The organism is Streptomyces spiralis (genome assembly GCF_014654675.1).
Taxonomy (GTDB): Bacteria; Actinomycetota; Actinomycetes; order Streptomycetales; family Streptomycetaceae; genus Streptomyces; species Streptomyces spiralis.
Window position 1 is genome coordinate 59,590 of the sequence record NZ_BNBC01000024.1, and the last position, 20,702, is coordinate 80,291.

21 protein-coding genes are annotated in these 20,702 nt (G+C 71.8%); 16 read left to right on the forward strand and 5 right to left on the reverse strand.

Annotated features, from left to right (window positions below):
* Positions 1-106: 106 nt before the first annotated feature.
* Positions 107-1,210 carry a c-type cytochrome biogenesis protein CcsB gene (gene ccsB, locus IE318_RS23965; RefSeq protein WP_189903570.1) on the forward strand — a complete coding sequence of 368 codons (1,104 nt, stop codon included), beginning with the start codon at positions 107-109 and terminating at the stop codon, positions 1,208-1,210.
* A gap of 64 nt (positions 1,211-1,274) precedes the next feature.
* Positions 1,275-1,673, forward strand: a complete 399-nt coding sequence (locus tag IE318_RS23970) for an SRPBCC domain-containing protein (protein ID WP_189903572.1) — start codon at positions 1,275-1,277, stop codon at positions 1,671-1,673.
* 39 nt (positions 1,674-1,712) lie between these two features.
* Here the strand turns inward: IE318_RS23970 and IE318_RS23975 are convergent, their stop codons facing one another.
* Positions 1,713-2,690, reverse strand: a complete 978-nt coding sequence (locus IE318_RS23975; protein WP_189903574.1) for an isopenicillin N synthase family dioxygenase — start codon at positions 2,688-2,690, stop codon at positions 1,713-1,715.
* A gap of 97 nt (positions 2,691-2,787) precedes the next feature.
* On the opposite strand from IE318_RS23975, the gene IE318_RS23980 reads away from it, so the two are divergent.
* From IE318_RS23980 to IE318_RS24020, 9 genes are all read left to right on the forward strand, one after another.
* Positions 2,788-4,245, forward strand: a complete 1,458-nt coding sequence (locus IE318_RS23980; protein ID WP_030174268.1) for a menaquinone biosynthesis decarboxylase — start codon at positions 2,788-2,790, stop codon at positions 4,243-4,245.
* Positions 4,242-5,144 carry a menaquinone biosynthesis prenyltransferase MqnP gene (gene mqnP / locus IE318_RS23985; RefSeq protein ID WP_189903576.1) on the forward strand — a complete coding sequence of 301 codons (903 nt, stop codon included), beginning with the start codon at positions 4,242-4,244 and terminating at the stop codon, positions 5,142-5,144. Before IE318_RS23980 ends, mqnP begins: the two co-directional genes overlap by 4 nt.
* 28 nt (positions 5,145-5,172) lie before the next feature.
* Positions 5,173-5,847, forward strand: coding sequence for a UbiX family flavin prenyltransferase (locus tag IE318_RS23990; RefSeq protein ID WP_037868545.1), 675 nt, complete (start codon positions 5,173-5,175; stop codon positions 5,845-5,847).
* 66 nt (positions 5,848-5,913) lie between these two features.
* Positions 5,914-6,369 (forward strand): Lrp/AsnC family transcriptional regulator, encoded by a 456-nt coding sequence (locus tag IE318_RS23995; RefSeq protein WP_030174273.1) that lies wholly within the window; start codon positions 5,914-5,916, stop codon positions 6,367-6,369.
* Between the two features lie 38 nt (positions 6,370-6,407).
* Positions 6,408-7,571, forward strand: a complete 1,164-nt coding sequence (mqnE, locus tag IE318_RS24000; protein WP_030174274.1) for an aminofutalosine synthase MqnE — start codon at positions 6,408-6,410, stop codon at positions 7,569-7,571.
* 51 nt (positions 7,572-7,622) lie between these two features.
* Positions 7,623-8,297, forward strand: a complete 675-nt coding sequence (locus IE318_RS24005; RefSeq protein ID WP_189903578.1) for a UdgX family uracil-DNA binding protein — start codon at positions 7,623-7,625, stop codon at positions 8,295-8,297.
* A gap of 16 nt (positions 8,298-8,313) precedes the next feature.
* Entirely contained in the window at positions 8,314-8,838 is a 525-nt protein-coding gene (locus IE318_RS24010) for a GNAT family N-acetyltransferase (RefSeq protein ID WP_030174275.1), read from the forward strand.
* 106 nt (positions 8,839-8,944) lie between these two features.
* Positions 8,945-9,244 (forward strand): DUF4229 domain-containing protein, encoded by a 300-nt coding sequence (locus IE318_RS24015; protein WP_030174276.1) that lies wholly within the window; start codon positions 8,945-8,947, stop codon positions 9,242-9,244.
* A 72-nt stretch (positions 9,245-9,316) separates the two neighbouring features.
* Positions 9,317-9,982 (forward strand): TetR/AcrR family transcriptional regulator, encoded by a 666-nt coding sequence (locus IE318_RS24020; protein WP_189903580.1) that lies wholly within the window; start codon positions 9,317-9,319, stop codon positions 9,980-9,982.
* Here IE318_RS24020 and IE318_RS24025 read toward each other — a convergent pair.
* Complete coding sequence (locus tag IE318_RS24025; RefSeq protein ID WP_373311254.1) at positions 9,970-10,806, reverse strand: MaoC family dehydratase; 837 nt, start codon at positions 10,804-10,806, stop codon at positions 9,970-9,972. The two genes, IE318_RS24020 and IE318_RS24025, sit on opposite strands and share 13 nt — an antisense overlap.
* A complete protein-coding gene (locus IE318_RS24030; protein WP_189903584.1) occupies positions 10,806-12,107 on the reverse strand; it encodes a 3-oxoacyl-ACP reductase in 1,302 nt (433 codons plus the stop codon). The genes IE318_RS24025 and IE318_RS24030 overlap by 1 nt, the downstream gene beginning before the upstream one ends.
* Before the next feature lie 392 nt (positions 12,108-12,499).
* On the opposite strand from IE318_RS24030, the gene IE318_RS24035 reads away from it, so the two are divergent.
* On the forward strand, positions 12,500-14,428 hold the full coding sequence (locus IE318_RS24035; protein WP_229903723.1) for an AMP-dependent synthetase/ligase: 1,929 nt from the start codon (positions 12,500-12,502) through the stop codon (positions 14,426-14,428).
* Between the two features lie 31 nt (positions 14,429-14,459).
* Here IE318_RS24035 and IE318_RS24040 read toward each other — a convergent pair whose 3' ends face one another.
* Entirely contained in the window at positions 14,460-15,134 is a 675-nt protein-coding gene (locus IE318_RS24040; RefSeq protein ID WP_189903588.1) for a class I SAM-dependent DNA methyltransferase, read from the reverse strand.
* Positions 15,135-15,361: 227 nt separating this feature from the next.
* Positions 15,362-15,565: a cold-shock protein gene (locus IE318_RS24045; protein WP_004984723.1), complete on the reverse strand. Its 204-nt coding sequence runs from the start codon at positions 15,563-15,565 to the stop codon at positions 15,362-15,364.
* 360 nt (positions 15,566-15,925) lie between these two features.
* Here IE318_RS24045 and IE318_RS24050 point away from each other — a divergent pair, with 360 nt between their 5' ends.
* The 4 genes from IE318_RS24050 to IE318_RS24065 all read left to right on the forward strand — a co-directional run bounded on the left by IE318_RS24050 (position 15,926) and on the right by IE318_RS24065 (position 20,660).
* Positions 15,926-16,774, forward strand: a complete 849-nt coding sequence (locus IE318_RS24050) for a menaquinone biosynthetic enzyme MqnA/MqnD family protein (RefSeq protein ID WP_189903591.1) — start codon at positions 15,926-15,928, stop codon at positions 16,772-16,774.
* Between the two features lie 121 nt (positions 16,775-16,895).
* Entirely contained in the window at positions 16,896-18,830 is a 1,935-nt protein-coding gene (locus tag IE318_RS24055; protein WP_189903593.1) for a serine/threonine-protein kinase, read from the forward strand.
* A gap of 157 nt (positions 18,831-18,987) precedes the next feature.
* Positions 18,988-20,202 (forward strand): cyclic dehypoxanthinyl futalosine synthase, encoded by a 1,215-nt coding sequence (gene mqnC, locus IE318_RS24060; protein WP_030174297.1) that lies wholly within the window; start codon positions 18,988-18,990, stop codon positions 20,200-20,202.
* A gap of 11 nt (positions 20,203-20,213) precedes the next feature.
* Positions 20,214-20,660, forward strand: a complete 447-nt coding sequence (locus IE318_RS24065) for an imidazolonepropionase-like domain-containing protein (protein WP_189903595.1) — start codon at positions 20,214-20,216, stop codon at positions 20,658-20,660.
* Positions 20,661-20,702: the final 42 nt, after the last annotated feature.

A 20,702-nucleotide genomic window follows, 5' to 3' on the forward strand; every position in this document is an offset into this window, starting at 1 on the left:
GTGAGCTTGGTTCTCGCTGCACACTGCTGCCACGCGACCGCAACGTACCCGAAGATCGCCCCAGTCGACCGACAGCTGCCGACGAATCCCCCGAAGGAGTGGTGAGGTGACTTTCGCCGCCACTGAGCTGGCCACTGCCACCAACGAAAATCTCGCGCACATCAGCAACACGCTGATCTACTCCTCGATGGCCGTCTACACCCTGGCCTTCTTCGCGTACATCGCCGAATGGCTCTTCGGCAGCCGCAGCAAGGTGGCCCGTACGGCCGCCGCGCTGACCGCCGAGGGCGACGCCGCCGCCACGGCCCGGGGCCCGGCGGTGACGGTGAAGTCCGCCGGGGGCACCGCCGTACTGGAGCGGCCCAAGGTGGTCGTACGGTCCTCGGCCGGCTCCCGTGACGTGCCCGACGGTCCCGGCGCGCACGGCGGCGACGAGCAGGGCGACCTGTACGGCCGGATCGCCGTGTCCCTCACCGTGCTCGCCTTCCTGGTGGAGCTGTGCGGCGTCGTCGCCCGCGCGGCCTCCGTGGAGCGGGCGCCGTGGGGCAACATGTACGAGTTCAACATCACCTTCTCCACGGTCGCGGTCGGGGTGTACCTCGGTCTGCTCGCGCTGAAGAAGAACGTGCGCTGGCTCGGCCTGTTCCTGACCACCACGGTCCTGCTCGACCTGGGCCTCGCGGTCACCGTCCTGTACACGGCGAGTGACCAGCTGGTCCCGGCCCTGCACTCGTACTGGCTGTACATCCACGTCTCGACCGCGATCCTGTGCGGCGCGGTCTTCTACGTCGGCGCGGTGGGCACGCTGCTGTACCTGTTCAAGGACTCATACGAGAACAAGGTGGCGAACGGCGGCAAGCCCGGCCGCTTCGCCACCTCGGTCCTGGAGCGGCTTCCCGCCTCGGCGTCCCTGGACAAGTTCTCCTACCGCGTGAACGCCGCCGTCTTCCCGCTCTGGACGTTCACGATCATCGCCGGCGCCATCTGGGCCGAATCGGCCTGGGGCCGCTACTGGGGCTGGGACCCCAAGGAGACCTGGGCGTTCATCACCTGGGTCGCCTACGCCTGTTACCTGCACGCCCGCTCGACGGCCGGCTGGAAGGGCCGCAAGGCGGCGTACATCGCGCTGATCGCGTTCGGCTGCTGGCTGTTCAACTACTACGGCGTGAACATCTTCGTGGGCGGCAAGCACTCGTACGCGGGCGTCTGACCTCCCGGCCTCCCGGACCGACGGCACACGTGCGCCGTCATCCGTATGGAGTCAGGCTGGTGTCATGACCGGATCCATCGAACAGGGCACCAGCCAGACCCACGGGAACACGCACCTGCTGCATTTCGTGGTGCGGCTTCCCCGGCCCATGGGAAAGGTCTGGCCGGCGCTGGCCACCCCCGAGGGGCTCGCGGGATGGTTCACCGCCGCCGACGAACTCGAGCCCCGGCTCGGCGGCGCGGTCACCTTGCGAGGTCTGGGCGGCGGCCGGGTCACGGCGTGGGACGTGGACCGGGTCGCCGAGTACACGATGGAGGACGGCGGCCGCCTCCGCTTCCACCTGGAACGGGACGGGGACCAGGCGTGTGTCCTGCGTTTCACCCACGAGTTCCAGGGCGAGGACCACTCGGAGGCGGGCTGGCGCACCCGATTCGAGCGGCTGATCGAACAGTTGGCGCCCTAGGGGGTGTCCCGTCGATCAGGCCGGGCTCGGGGCCCGCCCTCAGTCCACCGCGATCGCGTCCAGTTTCTCCCGCAGATAGACGTGCGAGTCGACGGGCTCGTACGCCACCCGCCCCACCGGCGCCGGCACCGAATCCACCCGGGTGCCCGGGGTGCACTCGCCGAAGTACACCAGCGACATCAGCTCCTCGGCCGGGGCGTCCGCGGGCGGCGGCAGCACCCGGTGCCGCCCCGACCGCCATCGGTCGCCGGTCCACCGGGCCATCAGGTCACCGATGTTCACGGTGAAGGCATCCGGGTCGTGGGGCGCGTCCTGCCAGCCGCCCTCGTCGGTGAACACCTGAAGCCCGCCCTTGCCGGCCTGCCGGTCCAGGATCGTCACCGTCCCGAAGTCGGTGTGCGGCCCGATCCGGAACTGCCCGGGCTCGGGCGCGCCCACGACCTCCGTCCCCGGGTACCAGTTGATGTTGAACCCGTACGTCGGACGCGCCATGTGCCGGGTGAAGAAGTCCGCTTCGAGCCCGAGGGCCGCGCCCAGCAGCGACAGCAGGTGGTGCTCCAGTTCGGCCATCCGGTCCAGGTACTCCTCGCACAGCGGCCGCAGTTCGGGCACCTCGGCGGGCCACACGTTCGGCACGTACCACTCGGCGTCCACGTCCGGGTCGCCGAACGGCTCCCGTGTCGCGAACGTCAGCGACTCCTTCAGATCCGGCGGCGTCCAGGTGCCCTCCGCGTACCCGTTGGCCTCGGCCCCAGGCCCCAGCCAGCCGCGCCCGCCGACTTTCGCCGCGTAGCGCTCCTTGACGGAGACCGGCAGCGCGAAGAACGCCCGCGCCGCCGCCCGGATCCGCGCCCGCAGCCCCGCATCGACCCCATGCCCGCCGACCAGCAGGAACCCTGCGCTCTGCAACGCCTCGTCGACGGTGCGCGCGACCCTGTGCCGGTCCCCGGCGCCACCGGAGAGCCAGGGGCGCAGATCGACGGTGGGGATGGGCGCGCATGCCGGTGCCTGGTCCATGCCCCTACTGTGCGGGCGGCGGGCCCCCGCGGCAACGGGCCCTGACGGCAACCCCCGGTGGCAGGACCGTGGTGGCGCGTGGAAGATACTGGGACGCATGGCTTACGACGATCTTCGCTCCCTGCTCAGGGCGCTGGAGCGCGAGGGCGACCTCAAGCGCATCAAGGCCGAGGTCGACCCGTACCTGGAGGTCGGTGAGATCGTCGACCGGGTGCAGAAGTCCGGCGGTCCCGCGCTGCTCTTCGAGAACGTGAAGGGCTCGGCCATGCCGCTGGCCATGAACGTCTACGGCACCGACCGGCGGCTGCTGAAGGCGCTCGGCCTGAAGTCGTACGGCGAGATCAGCGACAGGATCGGCGGGCTGCTCAAGCCCGAGCTGCCGCACGGGTTCGTGGGCGTGCGCGAGGCGTTCGGCAAGCTCGGCGCGATGACGCACGTACCGCCGAAGAAGGTGAAGGGCGACAACGCGCCCGTGCAGGAGGTCGTGCTGCGCGGCGACGAGGTGGACCTCGACCGGCTGCCGGCGCTGTTCACCTGGCCCAAGGACGGCGGGTCCTTCTTCAACCTCGGGCTCACCCACACCAAGGACCCCGAGAGCGGCGTCCGCAACCTCGGGCTGTACCGCCTCCAGCGCCACGACAGGCGCACCATCGGCATGCACTGGCAGATCCACAAGGACAGCCGCAACCACTACCAGGTGGCGGCCAGGAGGGGTGAGCGGCTGCCGGTCGCCATCGCCTTCGGGTGCCCGCCCGCCGTGACGTACGCCTCCACCGCCCCGCTGCCCGGGGACATCGACGAGTACCTGTTCGCCGGGTTCATCGCGGGCAAGCGGATCGAGATGGTCGACTGCCGGACGGTGCCGTTGCAGGTGCCGGCGCAGGCCGAGGTCGTGCTGGAGGGGTGGCTGGAGCCCGGCGAGATGCTGCCGGAGGGGCCGTTCGGGGACCACACCGGCTTCTACACCCCGCAGGAGCCGTTCCCGGCGCTGACCATCGACTGCGTGACGATGCGCAGGCGCCCGCTGCTCCAGTCGATCGTGGTCGGCCGCCCGCCGACGGAGGACGGCCCGCTGGGCCGGGCCACGGAGCGCTTCTTCCTGCCCCTGCTGAAGATCATCGTGCCGGACATCGTGGACTACCACCTGCCCGAGGCGGGCGGCTTCCACAACTGTGCGATCGTCTCGATCGACAAGAAGTACCCCAAGCACGCGCAGAAGGTGATGCACGCGATCTGGGGGGCGCACATGATGTCGCTGACCAAGCTGATCGTGGTCGTCGACGCCGACTGCGACGTGCACGATCTGCACGAGGTCGCCTGGCGGGCCCTGGGCAACACGGACTACGCCCGTGACCTCACGGTCGCCGAGGGCCCCGTCGACCACCTCGACCACGCCTCCTACCAGCAGTTCTGGGGAGGCAAGGCGGGCATCGACGCGACGAGGAAATGGCCCGAGGAGGGCTACACGCGGGACGGCGGGTGGCCGGACATGGTCCTGTCGGACCCCGATACGGCGGCCCTGGTGGACCGCCGCTGGAAGGAGTACGGCCTGTGAGCAGCGCCTCCGCGGCACTCCCGCAGCCGGGACGCACCAAGGCGTTCCTGCGCCTGGTGATGATCGAGCACTCGGTGTTCGCGCTGCCCTTCGCGTACATCGCCTCGCTGACGGCGATGTTCGCGTGGGACAGGAACATCCACTGGGGGCGGCTGCTGCTGGTCACCGTCTGCATGGTGGGTCTGCGCACCTTCGCCATGGCGGTCAACCGGATCATCGACCGGGAGATCGACGCCCGCAACCCCCGGACCGCGCACCGCGAACTGGTGACCGGCACGATGTCCGTCCGCCACGCCTGGACGGGCGCCCTGATCGCCGTCGTGGTCTTCCTGGCCGCCGCGGCCCTGCTCAACCCGCTCTGCCTGGCCCTCGCCCCCATCGCGGTGATCCCGATGGTGGTCTACCCCTACGGCAAGCGGTTCACCGACTTCCCGCAGGCCATCCTGGGCCTGGCCCAGGCGATGGGCCCGATCGGCGGCTGGCTGGCGATCAGCGGCGAGTGGAACTGGAAGGCGGTGGTCCTGGGCCTGGCCGTCGGCATCTGGATCGGCGGCTTCGACCTGATCTACGCCTGCCAGGACGTCGAGACCGACCGTGAGATCGGCGTGCGGTCGGTCCCGGCCCGCTTCGGCATCCCGGCGGCGATCTGGGGAGCCAGGGTCTGCCACACCGTCACCACCGCGCTGCTCGTCTGGTACGCGGTCGCCACCGGCGCGGGCACCTTCTTCTGGCTGGGCCTGGTCGTCGTGGCCGCCGCCTTCGTCTACGAGCACACGATCGTCCGCCCACACGACCTGTCCCGCCTGAACAGGGCGTTCTTCAGCGTCAACGGGTTCATCGGGATCGCCCTGTTCGTGTGCGCGCTGCTGGACCTGCTGGTGCGGGGCCTGTCGGTCTGAGTACCCGGCATCCCGGTACGCTCAAGACGTGAACGCAGGAGAAACGCAGCGCACGCCTTGGATCGTGGGGGTGTCCGGGGCGTCCGGGACGCCGTACGCGGCCGCTGTGCTGCGGGCGTTGCTCGACGCCGGTGAGAGTGTCGACCTGGTGGTCAGCCGGGCCTCGCGGCTCACGCTGCTCGACGAGACCGGCATCTCCTTCCGGGACGCCCACTGGCGGGACGACCTGCGGGAATGGCTGGCGCGCGGGGCCGACGGCAAGCCGGACGCCTTCGACGCCGACGTCGAGCGGGTGCGGTACTGGAACGCCGGGGACCTGGCCGCGGGGCCGTCCTCGGGGTCGTACCCCACGAAGGGCATGCTCATCGTGCCGGCCTCCACGGCCTGCGTCGCCGGGGTCGCACTCGGGCTGTCGAAGGATCTGCTGCAGCGGGTGGCGAGCGTCACCCTCAAGGAGCGCCGGCCGCTGGTCGTGGCCGTTCGGGAGACCCCGTTGAACGGACCGACGCTGCGGCACCTGGTCGCACTGGACGACGCGGGCGCCACCGTCCTGCCCGCCTCTCCGGCCTTCTACGCGGGGGCGACGCACATCCAGGACCTGGTGGACTTCGTCGCCGGACGGGTGCTCGACGCGGTGGGAGTCGCGCACACCCTCTACCGGCGGTGGAAGGGCGAACTCGGCGGCGCCACCGGCCCCGTCTGAGCGGCAATCCGGCACCCACCCATCCCTTATCACTCCAGAGAACTCTTCAGCGGAAGGCTCGATCGCATGGACGCGGTGGACAGGCAGCTCATCCAGGCCCTGAGGGAGAACGGCCGGGCCTCCTACGCGGAGCTGGGGCGCCTCGTCGGACTGTCGGGACCGAGCGTCACCGACCGCATCAACCGGCTGGAGGCGGCCGGTGTCATCACCGGCTACCGCGCCACCGTGGACGCCGCCTCGCTCGGTCTCGGCGTCACCGCCCTGATCGGCATCTCGCTCTCGGACGCCGCCGACCACGAGGACGTGGCGCAGCGGCTGAAGGACCTGCCCGAGATCGAGGACTGCTGGTTCATCGCGGGCGACGACTCCTACATGCTCAAGGTGCGCGCCACGGACGTCGACGGCCTGGAGAAGATCATCCGGCGGCTGTCCGGCACCAAGGGCGTCTCCCGGACCCGTACCACCATCGTGCTGTCCACGAAGTGGGAGAACCGGGTCGGGGAGCTGCCGGAGGAGGTGTAGGCATAGGGTTGGCCAAGCTGTCGGAGAAAGGTGTTGGCATGGACGTCGGGCTCAAGCGCGAGCTGGAGGAGAAGGTCCGCTCCGGTGAGCGGCTGACCCGTGAGGACGGCATCGCGCTGTACGAGTCGGACGACCTGGCCTGGCTCGGCGGCCTGGCGCACGAGGTGCGCACCCGTATGAACGGCGACGTGGTGCACTTCAACGTCAACCGGCACCTCAACATGACCAACGTGTGCACCGCGTCCTGCGCGTACTGCTCCTTCCAGCGCAAGCCGGGCGAGAAGGACGCGTACACGATGCGCATCGAGGAGGCGGTGAAGCTCGCCAAGGCGATGGAGTCGGAGAACCTCACCGAGCTGCACATCGTCAACGGCCTGCACCCCAACCTGCCCTGGCGCTACTACCCGCGCTCCCTGCGCGAGCTGAAGGCCGCCCTGCCGAACGTGTCGCTGAAGGCGTTCACGGCCACCGAGATCCACCACTTCGAGACCATCTCCGGGCTGTCCGCCTCCGAGATCCTCGACGAGCTGATCGACGCCGGCCTGGAGTCGCTGACCGGTGGCGGCGCGGAGATCTTCGACTGGGAGGTCCGGCAGCACATCGTGGACCACCGCACCCACTGGGAGGACTGGTCCCGTATCCACCGCCTGGCGCACGAGAAGGGCCTGAAGACCCCGTGCACCATGCTCTACGGCCACATCGAGGAGCCCCGCCACCGCGTCGACCACGTGCTGCGGCTGCGTGAACTCCAGGACGAGACCGGCGGCTTCCAGGTCTTCATCCCGCTGCGCTACCAGCACGACTTCGTCGACATGAAGGACGGCAAGGTCCGCAACCGGCTCCAGGCCCGCACGACGATGGCCACCGGCGCGGAGGCGCTGAAGACCTTCGCCGTCTCCCGGTTGCTGTTCGACAACGTCCCGCACGTGAAGGTGTTCTGGGTGATGCACGGCGTGCAGACCGCCCAGCTCGCGCTCCAGCACGGTGCGGACGACATGGACGGCTCGGTCGTGGAGTACAAGATCACGCACGACGCGGACGACTTCGGCACCCCGAACAAGCTGACCCGCGAGGATCTGCTGGAGCTGATCCGCGACGCGGGCTTCCGCCCGGTGGAGCGCAACACGCGCTACGAGATCATCCGGGAGTTCGACGGCCCGGAGCCGGCGCGCCGCGAGTCGCCGCAGCCCATGCGGGTGTGAGCCCTTCGCCCGCGCTGGTGTGAGCCCTTCGGGGCGCGGTACCCGGCGGGCGTGAGTCCACGTACGTCAGCTGCCGCCGGTGCGCCCGAGGAGGCGTACACCGCCGAGCCCTTCGTACCGGAGCGGGGCGGACTGCCGGCGCTGCGCCGGGCCGCCGCCGAGTGCCGGGGCTGCCCGCTGCACCTGAACGCCACGCAGACGGTGTTCGGCGCCGGGGACGCGGACGCCCGGGTCATGCTGGTCGGCGAGCAGCCGGGGGACCAGGAGGACCGGCAGGGCAAGCCGTTCGTCGGGCCCGCGGGGCGGCTGCTGGACCGGGCGCTGGCCGAGGCGGGCATCGACCCCGACGAGACCTACGTCACCAACGCCGTCAAGCACTTCAAGTTCACGCAGGCCGAGCCGCGCAAGCGCCGGATCCACAAGGCGCCGAGCCTGCGGGAGATGACGGCGTGCGGGCCGTGGCTCGCCGCCGAGCTGGCGGTCGTGGAGCCCGAGCTGATCGTGGTGCTCGGGGCGACGGCCGGGAAGGCGCTGCTCGGTTCGTCGTTCCGGGTCGGCGAGGTGCGCGGCACGGTCCTGGAGCGGGAGATCCACGGGCGGCCCGAGCGGCTGGTGCCGACCGTGCATCCGTCGTCGGTGCTGCGGGCGCAGGACGACGAGGACCGGAAGGCGGCGTACGGGGGGCTGGTCGCGGACCTGAAAGTGGCGGCGAGAGCGCTGGGGTAATAGATACACTCGCTCCATGCCCCTTACTTTCACGCTGGACCCCTCCGTGAACCGCGAGCTGCGCGACGGCATCCTCGACCTGTGGGCCGACGTGTCGAACGCGGGCGGTGCGGTCGGATTCGTGGCGCCGGCGACGCGCGAGGAGATACGCCCCGAGCTGGTGCGGCACTTCGTGGCGATGGCCGAGGGCCGCGCCCGCCTGCTGGTCGGCCACGACGAGGACGGCCGCGTCGCCGCGACGGCCTTCCTGACCCACAACACCCACCGGCTGATGACCCACTGGCTGTGGCTCTACACGGTGATGGTGCACCCCCGCCACCAGGGCCGCGGCTACGGACGGGACCTGCTCGCGGCCGCCGAGGACGCGGCCCGCGGCATCGACGGCATCGAGGCGATCCGGCTCACCTGCCGCGGCGGGCTCGGCCTGGAGCGGTTCTACGCCTCCTGCGGCTACAAGGAGGTCGGCCGGGTGCCCGGCGCCATCCGCGTCGCACCGGGCGACGAGCGCGACGACGTGATCATGCTTCTGCCGCTGACCTGAGGGTTTGCCCCCTTTGGCACCCCGGTGAAAGATCCGGTGTCAGGCGTGCTTCACTGGACGGTGGGCCTTTGGACCTCCCCCCATGGATACGGAAGAGTGGATTGAGATGCTCCGCTACACACTGATGCGCCTCGGGATCTTCGTGGGCTGCCTCGTGGTCGTCTGGGGCCTCGTCCACTTCGGCATCGCCCCGCGCGGCCTCGGCAGCTCCAACGGCCTGTGGATCGCCCTGCTCGCCTTGGTGGTTTCGGCCCCGATCAGCTTCGTCGCCCTGCGCAAGGAGCGGGACCGGGCGTCGGTGCAGGTCGCCCGGCGGGTGGACCGGATGAAGGCGAACATGCAGGCCAGCGCCGGGGCCGAGGACCTGGCCGACGAGCGGGCGCGGGCCCGGTCCCAAGCGTCCTGATCCGGTCGGGGCGGCCGCGCGTGGCCGCTTCGGGGCCCTGCGGGCGGCACCGCGAACCGTAGGCTTGCGCCCATGGGTGCCGTGAAGACCAAGCGGATGCCGCGGGCCGTTCGCGAACAGCAGATGCTCGACGCCGCCGTACGGACCTTCGGGCGGCGCGGCTACATGGCCGCGTCCATGGACGAGATCGCCGAACTCGCGGGTGTCTCCAAGCCGTTGGTCTATCTGTATCTCAACTCCAAGGAAGACCTGTTCAGCGCCTGCATACGGCGTGAGGCCGCCGCGCTCACCGAGGCCGTGCGCGCCGCGGTGCGCGCCGATGCGCCCGCCGACCGGCAGCTCTGGGAGGGGCTGCGGGCGTTCTTCACGCACACCGCGCGGTACCCGGACGGCTGGGCGGTGCTGCACCTCCAGGCGCGCACGCACGGCGAGCCGTTCGCGTCCGAGGTGGCCGCGATGCGCGCGGAGATCGTCGCTTTCGTCACCCAGCTGATCGCCGTCACGGCCCGGGACGCCCACGGCGACCCCGATCTGCCCGAGCACGACGTCGCCGGGCTCGCCGAGGCCCTGGTCGGCGCCGCCGAGTCCCTCGCCGCCTGGGCCAACACCACCCCGGGCGTCACCGCCCGCCAGGCCGCGGCCACTTTGATGAACTTCGCCTGGGCGGGCCTGGGCAACCTCATGGAGGGCCGGGCCTGGTCGCCGTCCGGGGAGCAGCCCGTGGCTCAGAAGGGGTAGACCTCCCCGGCCACATGCACCCTGTCCCCCCGGCCCCGCAGCTCGAAGCGCCCGCCCTCCGCCGCGTACGTCACCGTCCCCGGCAGCAGCACCGGCGCCCGGAACTCGGCGCGTACGACGCAGGACGCGGGCGTGCCGTGCGCGGCGAGACAGCGGGCCACGGTCCACATGCCGTGCGCGATCGCGCGGGGGAAGCCGAACAGCCGGGCGGTGAGCGGGTGGAGGTGGATCGGGTTGCGGTCGCCGGACGTGGCGCCGTACCGCCGGCCGAGATCGCCGGCCAGGCGCCACTCGGCGACGGCGGGCAGCGGCTTCCGCGTCCCCCCGGGTGGGTCGGCGGCCCGGTGCCGGGTGCGGTGCCGGGCCAGATACCGGCTCCTGGACTCCCATACGACGTCCCCGCCGGCCCGGATCTCCGTCACGACGACGGCCTCCGTGCCCCGACGGTGCGGCGCCAGAGCGTCGACGTACACGGTGAGTTCGTACTCCCCGGTGGCCGTCAGCGCCCTGTGCCGCGTGATCTCCAGCGAGGTGTGGACGAGGCCGAGCAGCGGCAGAGGGAAGTTCCTCCCGCTCATCAGCCGCATGGCGAGCGGGAAGCCGAGTATGTGCGGATACGTCACCGGCAGCGCGTCGCCCCCGGCGGGGAACCCGCACACCCGCTCGTACGCCGCCAGCCGGGCGGGGTCGACGCGCAGTCCCGGCAGGACGAGCCGGACGCGCGGGAAATCGGCGTCGGGGCCGGGCCGTTTGAAGGGCGAGAGCAGGGCCCCGCGCAGCAGGAGAGGCGGAAGGGAAGGAGACCCGGTGAGGACGAGACGCATCATGCCCCCAGCAGGCTCTGCCCGCAGACGCGGACGACCTGGCCGTTGACCGCGCCGGAGGCGGGGTGGGCGAGCCAGGCGGTGGTCTCGGCGACGTCGACGGGCAGGCCGCCCTGGGCCAGGGAGTTCATCCGGCGGCCCGCCTCGCGGAGGAACAGCGGGATCGCGGCGGTCATCCTCGTCTCGATGAACCCGGGCGCGACCGCGTTCACCGTGATCCGGTGCTCGGCCAGGGCACGCGGCGCGAGGGAGCGTACGAGGCCCACGACGCCCGCCTTGCTCGCGCCGTAGTTGGTCTGGCCCGCGTTGCCGGCCAGCCCCGCGATGGATGCGGTGGCCACGATCCGGCCGCCGGGGCGCAGGGTGCCGGCCGCCAGCAGTGCGTCGGTGGTGCGCAGCACGCTCGCGAGGTTGACCTCCAGCACGGAACTCCAGCGGTCGGCAGTCATGTTGACCAGCCGTCGGTCCCGGGTGACGCCCGCGTTGTGGATCAGCACGTCCAGCCCGTCGGGCAGCGCGTGGGCGATCCGCGCGCCCGCGTCGGCGGCCGTGATGTCGAGGGTGAGTGCGGTGCCGCCGAGGCGTGCGGCGACCGCGCGGGCGTCCTCCTCGGCGGACGGCACGTCCAGGACGACGACATGGGCGCCGTCCCGGGCGAGGGTCTCGGCAACCGCCTCGCCGATGCCGCGGGCGGCCCCGGTGACCAGGGCGGTGCGTCCGGTCAGGGGGCGCTCCCAGTCCTCGGGGGCCGTGGGCTCCTGGGCGCCGACCTCGATCACCTGGCCGCTGACGTAGGCCGACTTGGGGGAGAGCAGAAAGCGGAGGGTGGACTCGGCGGCGGCCGCGTCGGTGAGCCGCACCAGGTTGACGGTCCTGCCCCGGCCGATCTCCTTGCCGAGCGAGCGGGTGAAGCCCTCCAGGGCTTGCTGGGCGGCGGCCTGGTGGTGGTCGGCGGCATCCAGCGGGGCGCCCAGCACCACCACACGGCCGCTCGCGGCGACGGACCGCACGACCGGGTGGAGGGCGGCGTGCACCTCGCCGAGCGCGTCGACGTCCCGGACCCCGGTGGCGTCGAGGACGATCGCGGCGGGCGCGTCCCCGGCCGGGGTGAGGCCCGTGCGGTCGAGGACGGGGGCGAGATCGAGAGCGGACGTCCCGGCGGTCAGGTGCAGGAGCGAGCCGTCCAGGGCGGGCCGTTCGAGCGACCAGCGGCGCAGCCCGGCCGGCTGGGGCAGGCCCAGGCGCCGGGTGAGGAAACGGCCGGGTGCCGTGCCGGTGAGGCTCAGGTAGCGGTCGGCCATGTGCAACTCCCGCGCGACTGAAGTCCGAAGTTCTTACTCTGGAGTAAGGTTACCGGAGGTAAGGCTATGTCGCGGGTGAGGAGCCGGTCGAGGTGAGTTCCCTTGCGCGACCTCCGGACCCCGCTCGTTGAAATTGAAGATTGCACAGCCCCGTTCCCGGACCATCTCCCAACCCGCCCCGAACCCGCACTGACTCCCCACGAGCGCGCCGTACGATCCCGCTTGCAACCGGCGGTAACACCCAAGGCCCGCACAGCCGCGCACGCACCACCGGTGAACGACTCGGTTCGCATCGCGCGTACCCCCATGCAGCAGAGCGGTAGTCGCCGCCGGCCCCAGGAGCTGCCATGCCCATCTCGTACTCGTCGTCCCCGTCGGCCTCCGGTTCCGCCATGCCGCCGTCCGCCCCTGAGCGCGACACCGGCTACGACTACGACCCCGACGGCGGCCCGGTGTTCGTCGCGCCGGAGACCCGGCGGCTGGACGGCGAGGTGCGGGAGGCGTACGTACCGCCGCTGGTGGCGCAGGTGACGCACGGCTCGCTGGCCGACCTGCCGTTCGAGAACGCGACCGCGGACCCCGCCCGCCGCGTCCTGAGCCGACGGGCCGCGGGCGGCGGCTGGACCCACCTGACGGCACTCCAGTTCGCCGACCAGGTACGGGCGGTGGCGAAGGGCCTGATCGCGGAGGGCCTGATGCCGGGCGACCGGATCGCGGTCATGGCCCGCACCACGTACGAGTGGACGCTGCTGGACTTCGCGGCCTGGGCCGCGGGCCTGGTCACCGTCCCCGTCTATCCCACCTCCTCCCTCTTCCAGACCCGCTGGATCCTCCAGGACTCCGGCGCGGTCGCCCTGGTGACCGAGACGGCCGGGCAGGCGGCGGCCCTCGGCCCGGAGCGCGACCGCCTGCTGGACCTGCGCCACATCTGGGTCGTCGACCAGGGCCACGTCGACCGCCTGGCGGAGGCGGACGCGGCCGTCCCGGACCAGGAGGTGGACGTGCGCCGGGGCATGCTCGGCCCCGACACGCTGGCGACCCTCGTCTACACCTCGGGCACGACGGGCCGCCCGAAGGGCTGCGCGCTGACCCACCGCAACTTCCTGGCCGAGGTCGACAACGCGATCGAACTCCTCTACCCGGTCTTCAAGAGCAGGACGGCGGAGGAGCCCGCGACGCTTCTCTTCCTCCCCCTCTCGCACGTCTTCGGCCGCATGGTGGCGGTCGCCTGCGTCCGCGCCGGGGTACGGCTGGGCCACGCGCCGAGCCTCGCGGCCGAGGACCTCCTGGCCGACCTGGCGAGCTTCCGGCCGACGTTCCTGCTGGCCATCCCGTACATGCTGGAGAAGATCTACAACAACGCCCGGGCCACGGCCGAACGCGGCGGCCGGGCGTCCTCCTTCGACCGCGCCGCCGGAGTGGCCCGCCGCCACGGCGAGGCGATGGAGGCCCGCCGGCACGGCACGGGCCCCGGACCGAGCCGCGCCCTGAAGACGGCACGCGCCTTCTACGACCCGCTCGTCTACCGGCGGATACGCAACGCCCTCGGCGGCCGGCTGCGGCATGTCATCTGCGGCGGCTCCCCGCTGGGCCGCCGCCTGGCCGCCTTCTACGCCGGGGCGGGCATCGAGGTCTACGAGGGATACGGCCTGACGGAGACCACGGGCGCGGCCACGGTGACGCCCCCGCACCGGCCCCGCCTGGGGACGGTCGGCTGGCCGCTGCCGGGCACCAGGGTGCGCATCGCCGCGGACGGCGAGGTGCTGCTGAGCGGCGGTCAGGTGTTCCGCGGGTACTGGGACCCGAACGCCGGCGGGGTGGTGCCGGCGACGTACGACGGCTGGTTCCCGACGGGTGACATCGGCCGCCTGGACGACGATGGCTATCTGACGATCACGGGCCGGAAGAAGGAGATCCTGATCACGGCGGGCGGCAAGAACGTGGCCCCGGCGCCCCTGGAGAACTGGCTCCGCTCCCATCCCCTGATCTCCCAGTGCATGGTCCTGGGCGACGGCCGCCCCTACGTCTCCGCGCTGATCACCCTGGACCCGGACGGCATCACCCACTGGCGCCGGATGAACGGCAGGCATCCGGTGCCGCCGGAACTGCTGACCGACGACCCGGAGCTGGCGGCCGTCCTGCAACGGGCCGTGGACGAGGCGAACAAGCTGGTCTCCCGCCCGGAGTCGATCCGCCGCTTCGCCGTGCTGCCCGTGGACTTCACGGAGGCGGCGGGCCATCTGACCCCGTCGATGAAGCTGCGGCGGGAGACGATCATGCGGGACTTCGCGCGGGATGTGGAGCGTCTGTACGAGGCGTGAGCCCCGGTCGGGCCGGCGGGGCGGCCCGAGTTCACGCCTCGTGCGGCGCCGGAAGGGCAGGCTTGCGGGCGATCAGGAACGCCTGCGGGGCCGACTCCCCGAGCGTCTCGTCCGGCTCCCGCACCATCTGGGAGTGCGGTGTGAAACCCGCCGCGGTCAGCAGTTCGCCGATCCGCTCCGGCCGCCGCCGCTCGAAGTCCAGCGAGACCGGGTGGCCGAAGGGGCGCTCCAGGCGGAGCGGCTCGTCGCCGGCCTGGAAGGCGACCAGCAGATGTCCGCCGGGCGCGAGGACGCGGCGGAACTCCGTGAAGAGGGACGGCAGCCGGTCCATGGGCGTGTGGATCGAGGAGTACCAGGAGACGACGCCGGCGAGGGTGCCGTCCGGGACGTCCAGCTCCAGCATCGAGCCCTGTTCGAACCGCAGCCCCGGGTTCTCCCGGCGGGCGACGGCGAGCATCGAGGCCGACAGGTCCAGGCCGAACACATCCGTCCCCAGCGCGGCCAGATAGGCCGTGACCCGCCCGGGCCCGCACCCGAGGTCGGCCACCTCGCCGCCGTCCCCCACGAGCTCGGCGAAGGCCGTGAGCACCGCGCGGTCCAGGGGCCGGTCCGCGAGTGGCTCGCGGAAGAGCTCGGCGTAGTCCTCGGCGATGGCGTCGTAGAAGGTGCGGGTGGGGGTGAGGAAGTCCGTCGGGTTCGTCGTCATGGCCGGGACTGTAGAGGTGCCCACTGACAACGAGGGAAGACCGGCGGGCGGACAGGCTCGCCGCCCGGCAGGCAGGAGGGAAGGAAGCCGTAAGGCGTGCGGGGAAAAGAGTTCGCGGAGAATTCACCGAACGCGGGGCCCCGGCCCGCAAAGGCAGGAGCCCCGTCGCCTTGCGGCGCGGGGCTCCTTGGGTACTGCGCTCAGGTCTGGTACTGCGCGAGATTCGCTCAGACCGGGGTGACGTTCTCCGCCTGCGGGCCCTTCGGGCCCTGGGTGACGTCGAAGGACACCTGCTGGTTCTCTTCGAGAGAGCGGAAACCGGTCGCGTTGATCGCGGAGTAGTGGACGAAGACGTCGGGGCCGCCGCCTTCTTGGGCAATGAAGCCAAAGCCCTTTTCGGCGTTGAACCACTTCACGGTTCCGGTAGCCATAAGCCCTCCTTGGGCCCAAAGGGTCGCCCTGCTCCAGAACCTGCAATGTGAAAACGATATCGCCGCACAACTGCATACGTCTGAAAACGACCAGAGCCCGCGGTCACATGCTCCGCAGGCTCTGTACTGCAAGGGAAACCAAAACTGCAACTTGGTGGCGAGCCTAGCACGCGGGCCCGGGAAAGCAATAGAGGTCAAGATCACGTCACCCGGACGTTTGAAGGCTCTGCCGAGAGGTTGACGCAGAGCATTTGGTGGAAGTAGGCGCGGGCATCGGCCGAGCGGGTGAGAGCCGAGGCGGTCCGGGGCGGCCGAGGGGGCGGCGGTGGGACCGTACCGACCAGGGTCTAGTCTCGCGATGTGGACAATTCTCGCACCCGGCCGCGCGTCGGCCACATCCAGTTCCTCAACTGCCTGCCCCTGTACTGGGGGCTCGCGAGAACGGGCACGCTCCTCGATTTCGAGCTCACCAAGGACACCCCGGAGAAGCTCAGCGAGCAGATCGTGCGGGGGGACCTCGACATCGGGCCGGTCACCCTCGTGGAGTTCCTCAAGCACGCCGACGACCTGGTCGCCTTCCCCGACATCGCCGTCGGCTGCGACGGTCCGGTGATGTCGTGCGTGATCGTCTCTCAGGTCCCGCTGGACCGGCTCGACGGCGCCCGTGTCGCCCTCGGCTCGACCTCCCGCACCTCCGTGCGCCTGGCCCAGCTGCTGCTCGCCGAGCGGTACGGGGTGACTCCGGACTACTACACCTGTCCGCCCGACCTGAGCCTGATGATGCAGGAGGCGGAGGCCGCCGTGCTTATCGGGGACGCGGCGCTGCGCGCCAACCTCCACGAGGGCCCCCAATACGGCCTCGACGTGCACGACCTCGGGCAGTTGTGGAAGGAGTGGACCGGTCTGCCGTTCGTCTTCGCGGTCTGGGCGGCGCGCCGCGAGTACGCCGAGCGGGAGCCGTTCCTGACCCGCAAGGTGCACGAGGCGTTCCTGTCCTCCCGCGACCTGTCCCTGGAGGAGGTCGGCAAGGTCGCCGAACAGGCGGCCCGCTGGGAGGCCTTCGACGAGAAGGTCCTGGAGGAGTACTTCACCACCCTCGACTTCAGCTTCGGCGGACCGCAGCTGAAGGCGGTCGCCGAGTTCGCCCGGCGGATCGGCCCGACGACGGGCTTCCCGGCGGACGTGAAGGTCGACCTGCTGCAGCCGTAGCGGGCCCGCGCCGGCCGTGCCCACGCCGGCCTCGGGCGGCCCGGGCCGTGAGAAGTCCATGGGGGGACCCGGCCGTTCGGCACTACCCTGCTGGGGGAGCCGTACGGGGGAGGATGGACGCATGCAGCCGCTGGGAGCCGACGAGCCCACGGTCGTGGGGCCCTACCGGCTGCTCGGCCGGCTGGGCTCCGGCGGCATGGGCCGTGTCTACCTCGGGCGCAGCGCGGGCGGCCGCACGGTCGCGGTGAAGATCGTGCATCCGCACTTCGCGCTGGACGAGGAGTTCCGGGCCCGGTTCCGGCGCGAGGTGGCCGCCGCGCGCCGGGTGGGCGGCGCCTGGACCGCCCCGGTGCTGGACGCCGACCCCGAGGCGTCCGTCCCCTGGGTCGCCACGGGTTACGCGGCCGGTCCCTCCCTCGCGGCGGCGGTCGCGGACGTCGGGCCGCTGCCAGCGCACTGCGTACGGGGCCTCGTGGCCGGCCTGGCCGAGGCGCTGGCGGCGGTGCACGAGCTGGGCCTGGTGCACCGGGACGTGAAGCCGTCCAACGTGCTGCTCACCCTCGACGGCCCGCTGCTGATCGACTTCGGCATAGCCCGCGCCATGGCCGGCACGGCATCCCTGACCTCGTCCGGTGTCTCGATCGGCTCGCCGGGCTACATGGCGCCCGAGCAGATCCTCGGCAAGGGCGTCACGGGTGCGGCGGACGTCTTCTCCCTGGGCGCGGTCCTGGTCCACGCGGCGACGGGGGAGCCGCCGTTCCTCGGCGACTCCTCGGCGGCACTGCTCTACAAGGTCGTCCACGAGGAGCCGGAGCTGGACTCACTGGCCGACGGCGAACTGCGGGAGCTGGCACGGGCCTGCCTGTCCAAGGACCCGGCCGCCCGCCCCGCCCCCACGGAGATCGCCCACCGCCTCGCCCCCGACGGTGCGGCCCGCCTGGTGTCCGGCGGCTGGCTTCCGGGCCGGCTGGTCGAGCAGGTCAGCCGCAGCGCCGTACACCTGCTGAACCTGGAGGCCGCGCACACCGAGCCTGCCGGACCGGCCGTACCTGCCGGACCGGCCGTACCTGCCGGATCGGCCGAACCGGCGTCCGGCCCGGTGGGGTTCAGCAGGGCGTCGGTCACCGCTGCCGGGGGCGGAGTGCGGGAGGGGAGCGGGTCCGCCGGTTCCGCGCCCGAGCCCCGGGCACCCGAAGCGCCGGTGGTGACCGGGGAGTTCGGTCCGCCGCCCGTGATGCCGACGGCCCCCGCCGTGCCCCCGCAGAGACCGGCTGCCACGACTCCGCCGCCCCTGCCCGGACAGCAGACGGCGGCGCCGTTCTCCATTGCGCCGTCCTCTGTCGCGCCGTCCTCTGTCGCGCCGGTCGCCGACGCGCCGGTCGCCGACGCGCCGGTCTCCGTCGCACCCGTCTCCGATGCGCCGGGCCCCTCGGGCGACCCGGCTCCGTGGTCGGGACCCAGGTCCGGGCCCGGCAGGTTCTCCGTCACCGTGGCGGCCGGCTCGGCACCCGGGAACGGTGGCCGGGGGCGGCGGATGAGCTGCAGTGTGGTGCTCGCGGTCGCGGGAGCGCTGGCGGTGGTGACCACGGTGGGCGGGGTGGTGCTCAACCAGTGGCACAGCGGCGGGTCCTCCGACGCGGGCAGCACGCCCCCCGCGGACGCCGGCGGCCGGCCGTCCGCGTCGTCGTCGGCCGCTGCCGTGCCCAAGGCGTACCTCGGCACCTGGCGCGGCACGGGCACGGTGACCGCAGCCGGGGTGGACATCCCCGGGGGCAGCTACGACATCGTCGTCCGTCAGGCCGCGCTGGGCGGCGTCGTCGGCTCGGTGACCCAGACCGACGCCTTCGGAGGCGCCTGCGTGGACGTCCTCACCCTGAAGTCCGTCACCGCCAAGGAACTCGTGGCCGTCGGACGAGGCAAGAAGGGCAACCCCTCGCACTGCGTCCCCGACGCCCATGTGGTCCACCTCCGCCCCGACGGCGACGACGCACTGCGGTTCACCTCCGAGGACCCGAAGGCCGGCGACCCCAAGGCCCGCGTGACCCGGGTGGACTGACGGGACGCCCGGCGCGGGGCGGCCTGGCGTCGGCTCGGCGAAGGCGCTGGCGTAGGCTGGCCGGGTCTGCCCACCCGTCTCCCACCACCACCCTTGTTTCGAGCGCTTCGCGCGCACCTCCTGTCCACCCTTACGAATCCTGCGAAAGGGACCGCCGGTGACCGAGAAGGCCGACCTCGCATCTGTTGATGTCACAGCCGTCCTCGACCGTGCCGCCGCGGGCGGGCGGATCACCCCCGAGGAGGCGCTCGAGCTCTACCGCCGTGCGCCGCTGCACGCGCTGGGCGCCGCCGCCGACGCCGTGCGCCGCCGCAAGTACGCGGGCACCGAGCACATCGCGACGTACATCATCGAGCGCAACATCAACTACACGAACGTGTGCGTCACCGCGTGCAAGTTCTGCGCCTTCTACGCCGCTCCCAAGGACACGGAGAAGGGCTGGACCCGGGACCTGGACGACATCCTGCGGCGGTGCGCCGAGACCGTCGAGCTCGGCGGCACGCAGATCATGTTCCAGGGCGGCCACCACCCCGACTACGGCGTGGAGTACTACGAGAAGCACTTCCGCGCCATCAAGGAGGCCTTCCCCCAGCTGGTCATCCACTCGCTGGGCGCCTCCGAGGTCGAGCACATGGCCCGGATCAGTGGTGTTTCCGTCGAGGAGGCCATCACCCGGATCCACGAGGCCGGGCTCGACTCCTTCGCCGGCGCCGGCGCCGAACTCCTCCCCGAGCGGCCGCGCAAGGCCATCGCGCCGCTGAAGGAGTCCGGCGAGCGCTGGCTGGAGATCATGGAGACGGCGCACCGGCTGGGCGTGGAGTCCACGTCCACCATGCTGATGGGCACCGGCGAGACCAACGCCGAGCGCATCGAGCACCTGCGCATGATCCGGGACGTCCAGGACCGCACGGGCGGCTTCCGCGCCTTCATCCCGTACACCTACCAGCCGGAGAACAACCACTTGAAGGGCCGCACCCAGGCCACCATCTTCGAGTACCTGCGGATGATCGCGATCGCCCGCCTCTTCCTGGACAACGTGATGCACATCCAGGGCTCCTGGCTGACCACCGGCAAGGACGTCGGCCAGCTGACCCTGCACTACGGCGCCGACGACCTCGGTTCGATCATGCTGGAGGAGAACGTCGTCTCCTCTGCCGGTGCCAAGCACCGCTCCAACCGGATGGAGATCATCGAGCTGATCCGCCGGGCGGGCCGCGTCCCGGCCCAGCGCTCGACGACGTACGAGCACCTCGTCGTCCACGACGACCCGGCGAACGACCCGGTCGACGACCGCGTGATGTCCCACATCTCCTCGACCGCGATCGCGGGCGGGACGGCGCACCCCGAACTGAAGCTCCTCGCCTCCAACTGACGGACCGCCACGTGCTGACCATTCACCTCGCGGATGAGGTCCGGTGCGCGTGGGACGCCGAGCCGCTGGTGCAGGGCGCCGTCGCCGTCGAGGGCTCCCGGATCGCGGCCGTGGGCACGCCGGCCGAGCTGCGGGAGCGGTTCCCGGGGGCGCGGGAGCGGCGGTGGCCCGGCGTGCTCGGGCCCGCGCGGGTGCACGAGGGCCCGCTTCCGGACGCTCCGAGCCCGCGTGAGCGCATCCACGCCGTGCTGAAGCTCGGCGCGGCGGCCGTCCTGGCCGGGCACGCGGACACGCCCGAACTGCGCGCCGCCGCCCGGCGCAACGACGTCGCCGTGCTCGCGGCCGCCCGGCAGGCGGCCCTGGTGCCGGGCGGGCGCGCGGACCTCGCCGTCTTCGCCGCGGACGGCGCCTGCCTCGCGACCGTGTGCGCGGGGCGTCTTGTCCACCGCCGCCGCTGAGCCGCCGCTGATCCCTTGCTGAGCCCCCGCGGGCTCACTCGG